The 7,015-nt window shown below is 50.5% G+C and carries 4 protein-coding genes; 1 reads left to right on the top strand and 3 read right to left on the bottom strand.

Annotated elements, in window-relative coordinates:
• Both ACXAH4_RS12800 and ACXAH4_RS12795 read right to left on the bottom strand, forming a co-directional pair.
• A partial coding sequence (locus ACXAH4_RS12800; protein ID WP_474882127.1) for a TonB-dependent siderophore receptor occupies nt 1-1,920 on the bottom strand: 1,920 nt, incomplete at its 3' end.
• 146 nt (nt 1,921-2,066) lie between these two features.
• The gene (locus ACXAH4_RS12795) at nt 2,067-3,968 is read right to left on the bottom strand and encodes a monovalent cation:proton antiporter-2 (CPA2) family protein (RefSeq protein WP_474847785.1); all 1,902 of its coding nucleotides are present in this window, start codon (nt 3,966-3,968) and stop codon (nt 2,067-2,069) included.
• 445 nt (nt 3,969-4,413) lie between these two features.
• Here ACXAH4_RS12795 and ACXAH4_RS12790 point away from each other — a divergent pair, with 445 nt between their 5' ends.
• On the top strand, nt 4,414-5,685 hold the full coding sequence (locus tag ACXAH4_RS12790) for a sugar MFS transporter (RefSeq protein ID WP_474842763.1): 1,272 nt from the start codon (nt 4,414-4,416) through the stop codon (nt 5,683-5,685).
• 101 nt (nt 5,686-5,786) lie between these two features.
• Here ACXAH4_RS12790 and ACXAH4_RS12785 read toward each other — a convergent pair whose 3' ends face one another.
• The gene (locus ACXAH4_RS12785) at nt 5,787-7,013 is read right to left on the bottom strand and encodes an insulinase family protein (RefSeq protein WP_474882125.1); all 1,227 of its coding nucleotides are present in this window, start codon (nt 7,011-7,013) and stop codon (nt 5,787-5,789) included.
• Between the last annotated feature and the right edge of the window lie 2 nt (nt 7,014-7,015).

Below are 7,015 nucleotides of genomic sequence, written 5' to 3'. Positions count from 1 at the left end.
GGGGGGGGGGGGGGGGGGGGGGGGGGGGGGGGGGGGGGGGGGGGGGGGGGGGGGGGGGGGGGGGGGGGGGGGGGGGGGGGGGGGGGGGGGGCGGGGTGTATTGGCCAGGCGGGTACCGTCATAAGTGTTGGCGGTCTCACCTGATGCAATCCGCGTATCGTTATAGGCATAGTTGGCAGTCACGCTTATGGTATTGGTTATATCACCGACCAGCGTGAACTCAGCCCCCTCGCTTTTCACCAGTCCGAAATTAATCAGCGCCGGCTCTGTGGCATCATTTTCACCTTCGATGTAGTCCGGATTGGCAATCACAAGGTTTTCTTTGTCGATTTGATAAACGGCAACGGTTGTCATGATGCGGTTATCCAGCCAGCTTTGCTTGAGGCCCAGTTCCACCTGTTCGCCGGTTTCCGGAGAAAGTTGAACAGGGCCGGCTTCCGCGAAGTCGTTGGGATCCACAGGGTTGAAACTCTGCGAATAGTTCAGGTAGACGGTAGTGTTGTCAGAAGGCGTGTAGATAAGGCCGGCGCGGGGCGATATATCACTGTCAGAATATTCCGCCAGCGTTTCTTTATTTTCTTCATCGAAATGATCAAGTCTGACACCTACAAGAAGGGCCCATGAAGGTGAAAACTGGATCTTGTCCTGAATGTAGGCACTCATTCGCTGACGTTTATTGCCGTCACGGTTCATGTCTGTGAGATCATATGTTGAAGGGTCGGTAATGCCGTAATTCAGGGTGAAGATATTCAGGTTGGCAACGCCGTCCGCTTCATAACGGGCACGGAAGTAGTCGTATTCTGTTTCCATATTGTGGAAGTCACCACCAAATAAGAACTGGTGTGCGGTTTCACCGGTGTCGAAATCATACACGAAGTCCAGTGTCAGGCTGATTTCATCATTTGCTCTGTACTGTTTACGGTATTCGCGACGGATAATTTGATCATCAATATTGGCTTCATCGTCGCCGTTGGCATCCACCCAGCTTCTGGATTCATGATAGGCCTGCTCACGCTCGTTATCCAGATAACGCAGTGTGCCGTTAAACGACAGACTGTCTGTGAAGTTGTGGGTGAGGTTTGCCTGTAAAACCAGCGCTTCGAGATCCTGATAATCGCCTTTCTCGTTTGCGTTGTAGCTGCGATCAACAATGAAATTCCCGTCGTCATCCACGGGTACACCGCGCAGGCGGTTGCCGCCCAGGTTCTGCACGATGTAATCGAAGGTTGTGGTCAGGGTGGTATCCTGACCTGACAGTAAAGTCATGCCGCCGGCCAGCTCGATATTTTCTGAATCAGCGTTATTTCTGAAACTGTCCTGGCTTTCATAGAACCCGCCTAAACGGTATGCCGTGGTGTCAGAAACTGCACCGCTAAAGTCAGCTGACGCGCCGGCAAGTGAGAAATTACCGCCAGTCAGGGTAATATTTTTCTTTTCTTCAAAAGACGGTTTCCGGCTGACGTAGTTAATCATACCGCCCGGCTCGCCGCCGCCATAAAGGGAAGCCGCCGGCCCTTTCAGTACTTCCACACGTTCCACGTTAAAAAGCTGAGGCACACTGAAGCCGGAGAAAGGATCGCCGCGGACGCCATCATAAAACACATTACCGTCATCTCTGAAGCCACGGAATGTCACGCCGGAGTAACTGAATTCACTGACCCCGGCAATAGAGCGGTACATATCCGTGATGTCTCGGGCTGCCTGATCCTGAATGAGCTGGCGGGTTAACACCTGTACCGACAACGGGATTTCCATAATTTCTGCGTCGGTCTTTGTTCCAAGGCGGGTATGGCTGTCCAGATAGAATTGCTGTGCACGACCTTTTACTTCGATTTGTTCTACATCTTGCTGGTCCTGCGCACAGACAGACATTGTCGTCAGCGCAGCTGCGACAGCCAGGGAGAGGGGTTGATATTGCATGAAAAGAAAAGCCTGAAAGTTAAGATATCTTAAGAACTGATAATTATTCTCATTCTCAAGTTAATTGCAAGCTTTTCTATGAAAAGTTGATTTAACTGAACTTCATAATATGCAGAAATTGAACGCCACTCATACAGACCGGCAGCTTATTCATTCTTTGAGTCTTCCGCACTGTTTACCACCGTTTCCTGATGATGAATGTGAGGTGTGGCCTCTTTTTCTGCTTCCTTCAGGGCTTCCTGAATTAACGTTTCGAGCTGGATAAACAGCTTTATAAAATTGTTGTCTATGCGCTCGCCACTGGCATCGTCTAACCAGGCCGCGTAGAGCGTATCACTTTGCTTCGCTTCAATAGCCTTGTAAGCCGCAACCTGTTTCTTCGCCTGAATAGGGTGAATGCCTAATGACCGGAGCGCTTCAGCCCCCATTTCCAGCGCTGAATGGTAGGTTTCTGACACCACAAAATCGACACCTGCCTGCCGGAGTCTGTAGCCGTGCCCGCGGTCAAAGGCGCGGGATAATACCTTAACGCGGGGATAGGCATGCTTGATATATTTCACCATGTCGATGCTGCTTTCTTTATCATTGATGGCAATAACCAGCATCGAAGCGTGTTCGATGCCCGCTGTGTGCAGCATATCGGGTTTGGATGCGTCTCCGAAATAGGCCTGAGTGCCGATACGGCGCATGTTATCAATCTGTTCAGAGCGGATATCCAGTACGACGGTTTTAATGTTATTGGCTAACAGCAGGCGGTTAACGATTTGTCCGAAGCGACCGATCCCGGCAATGATCACCGTGCCTTTTTCTTTTATCTCGTCTGGTTTTCTGCGGTTACTGCGTCCGGTGTACAGGGGCATAATGACTTTGTCGAAAAGAATGAACAACCCCGGGGTCAGGAACATGGAGAAAGCAACGACCAGTGACAATATTTCAATCAGTCCCGCCGGCAATACAGCGTTCTGACCAGAGAAACTCAGCAGCACAAAGCCAAATTCACCGGCCTGAGCGAGACTGAGGGCAAACAACCAGCGGTTTGCCGCTTTGAGTTTAAAAAACAGGGTGACGACAAACAGTACCAGCGATTTCACCAGCATGACGGTGAGGGTAAGGCCAAGTATGATCAGTGCATTGTCAGTGAGAATGTCTACGTTAATACCGGCGCCGACAGTGATAAAAAACAACCCGAGGAGCAGCCCTTTAAAGGGTTCAACATTCGCTTCCAGTTCATGACGGAACTCACTGTTGGCCAGCACAACACCGGCCAGGAAGGCCCCTAATGCGGGAGATAATCCCACCAGGCTCATCAGCGCGGCAATACCTACCATCAGCATGAGAGCGGTTGCGGTGAAAATTTCCCGTAAGCCTGACGAGGCCACGAATTTGAATAATGGCCTGCTGAGATAGTGACCGCCAACGGTTACAACAGCCACAGATGCAATAATTACAATGGCGTACAGCCAGGCTGGTAAGCCCTCCACCAGACTAAAATTGTTCCCGTGGCTGCCGCTGTCTGTATGCTGAGAAGCTAATTCGGGCAGCGCGAGGAGCGGTATCAGTGCCAGCATGGGAATAACGGCGATATCCTGAAACAGCAAAACCGAAAAAGCGCTTTTACCGCCCTCAGTTTGTTGTAATCCTTTTTCCTGAAAGGTTTGCAATACAATGGCGGTGGAAGACAGTGAAAATATCAGGCCGATGGTGAGCGACACCGACAGGGTTTGTCCAAGAGCCTGCGCCAGGAGGGTAATGAGAACTGTGGTGAGCAGCAATTGTAATCCGCCCAGTCCTATCAGCCGGGTTTTCATTGCCCATAATGATTTGGGTTCCAGTTCCAGCCCTACAAGGAACAGCATCATGACCACGCCGAACTCGGCAAAATGCTGAATCGTTGTGGTTTCATCTCCTACCAGTCCGAGCACCGGCCCGATGGCCACCCCGGCCACCAGATATCCGAGCACAGAACCCAGCCCTGAACGTTTGGCAAGCGGCACTGCGATGACCGCAGCAACCAGATAGATGAAAGCTTGCAGAAAATACCCTGTCATGGCGTAAGTGTCGTCCTTAAACAGAAAATGGGGAAAAATAGTGTGCTGAGACCGGCTGGCTGTGCCGGTAATCTGATGAAAACGGCAGGGAGCAACCACAGTCTGATTATGTCGCTATCGGGCACAGCGGGCAATGTACCGGCAGAGGAAATCCTATAAATTTTGGCTATATCTGATATTCAGTGATATGCAATTATGTTTTTTGTTAGGGCAGTTAACAAATTGTGAATTCATTGTTTGACATTCGATGTCATTTCACTGAGTATTTAGGCACTTTGCGCCCCGCTATGAACCAGAACAACACCCTACAAAAGATTTGCTCAACCAGGCAAACGCATATTGTTCGGGCAGGGAAAAGTATCTGACTGATAACGCTCAGCGGCGTGCGCTGACCGCTTATCGCTACACGCAACAACAACGAACAATATCAAAAAGAGAGTACATTATGGCTGGTTCGCCTTTACCTCAATCAGACAACGTTCAGTCGAATAGCACATCAACACCGAAGTTTGCTTTATCAGTAATGACAAGCATCTTCTTCATCTGGGGATTCATTACGTGTCTGAATGACATTTTGATCCCGCATTTGCGGATGCAGTTCGATCTGAGCTACACCCAGGCCATGTTGATTCAGTTTTGCTTTTTCGGCGCTTATTTTATTTGCTCAATTCCTGCAGGACGCATTGTGGGACGCATTGGCTACAAGAAGGGCATGGTAACCGGCTTGTTGATCACCGCTGTAGGCGCTGGTCTTTTCTATCCTGCAGCAGCCACTGCTCAGTACGTATTCTTCCTCGCGGCACTGTTTGTGCTGGCTTCCGGCATCACGTTGTTGCAGGTTGCAGCAAACCCTTACGTGGTGGCGCTGGGTCCGTCGTCGACAGCTGAAACCCGGTTAAACCTGACACAGGCATTTAATTCACTGGGCACCACTGTGGCACCTTTGTTTGGCGGCTTGCTTATCTTCGGTCTGGCAGCGAACGCCACTGCAGAAGCCCACGCTGAAGCGGTACAAATTCCTTACATCGGCATTGCGGCGTTTCTGATTTTGCTGGCGGTGATCGTATCGAAAACCTCGTTGCCGGTGATTGCATCTCAGGAAAAACCGGTGAAGCCGCTCTCTTTTGCGCAACTGAAACAATATCCTCATTTACTGTTCGGTGTACTGGGTATTTTCCTGTATGTCGGCGGTGAAGTGGCAATCGGCAGCTTCCTGGTGAATTTCCTCGGTGAGAGCCATATTGGTGGCATGAGCGAAGAAACAGCCTCTGCGTACGTCGCTTATTACTGGGGTGGTGCCATGGTTGGCCGGTTTGTCGGCAGTTATGTGATGCTGCGGGTCAGTGCACACAAAGTGCTGACAGGAAATGCGGTTATCGCCATGGTGCTTATCATTACGGCGATGATGACATCCGGTCAGGTTGCGGTATGGGCAATTCTGCTGGTGGGTCTGTTTAACTCTATCATGTTCCCGACTATTTTCAGTTTGTCACTGAAAGGCATGGGACAACATACCTCTCAGGCATCCGGCCTGCTGTGTCTGGCTATTGTAGGCGGCGCACTGGTTCCCCTTTTACAGGGAGTGATGGCAGATGGTATGGGTGTGCAACTGGCGTTCATCGTACCAGTGTTCTGTTACCTGTATATTGCCTGGTTCGCATCGGTTGGCTCGAAACAGCAAAAGAATGCACCGGACGCAGAGCTTGCTGCTTCCTGAGCGCATCGACGCATAACAGCATTGGCGCATAACGAAGAAAGGCAGGTTAATTTCCTGCCTTTTTTGTCTCAGTCCGTTTTCAGTAAAACTCCCGCCCCTGTCTACTTCAGGGCTGTAATCAGCCAGTGGCAATATTCCATTCTGTTATCTGCCAGTCTGTCGTTGATAAAATAGCAAACCAGCATGTCGCCGGCCCGGCCGGTTCCCATGGCATAGCAATGCCCGCTTATCCTGGGAGACCAGAACGCGGACTGCATTAATAGTTTATCCAGTGCTGCTTTACGGCTGTCGCTGAACGGAAAAGCGATGTACCAGTCATTGTTCGCTGCTTTTATTTGCTCAAAACTCACTAACAATGGCCACTGCGCCAGCACGTAACGGGGCAGGGGCGGGTAGTCGTTAGCTGTGCTCTGATGAAATGTTTGATGAGGTGATAATACCGTGGTGACCAGGGAAGCTGTCTCATCTGAGGTCAGTGGTGGTAAAAGGGCGGGCTTTCCTCCACGGAACAGTGTCTCCAAATCCGGTTTTTTCGTCAGGTCAGCGAACGCTATGGCTGATGACTTTGCAGTATTAACAGAGACATTATCCTGTGCCCTTAATGTGGCTTTGTAATAGCCGGTAAGTCGTTTAACTTCTTGTGAGTGCTTGTCAGAATCACCGTTATCAGACGTAATTTCTGAGGGTACACTTAAGGATTCCGGGTTGAGCTGACAAGAGATACTGTAGCCATAATCCTTAGCGACGGAGTTAAGTTTGTCAGCGATGTTGCCGGTGTCGCCATTATTGATAAGCAGTGTGATATTGTCCGGCCGGTAATATCTGCTTTTGAACTGCCTGATAACTTCAGTCGTTAATTGAGGCACTGTGCCGGTGAAACCGCCTGTAAAAGCCTCACTGTATTTCCCTTCCTCCAGCAGCGATGCCACATGTTGCCGGTAGGTAGGTTGTTGCTCGTAAAAGTCCAGCTCCTGATAGATGACGCCGTTTTTTTCCCGCAATATATCGTCATCTGAATATTGCTGGTTGAGTAAGCCTGAATACAGAAACGACAGGGCGTGATGAAACAATGCCTCATGGTCCGTTTCGACAAAGTAAAACGTCATCTCTTCCTGCGTTGAGGCATTGATACGAAGGGGGAGTAAAGCCAGCGCGGCGAATAAATTATGGGCTTCGGGGAAATGCAAAGAGCGCCTGAAAACCAGATGCTCACACACGTGAGCCACGCCGGAAGCATCATTCACCGGCGTTGGCAGTGCAAATACGCCGGTAAACGGAGTCGCGGGGCCGGAACATTTTTGGATGACGGTGGCAGGTGAGAGAGACATAC

The sequence above is a fragment of the Alteromonas sp. ABV2_168 genome (genome assembly GCF_056161165.1).
This window is presented reverse-complemented; position numbering and strand designations above follow the sequence as displayed.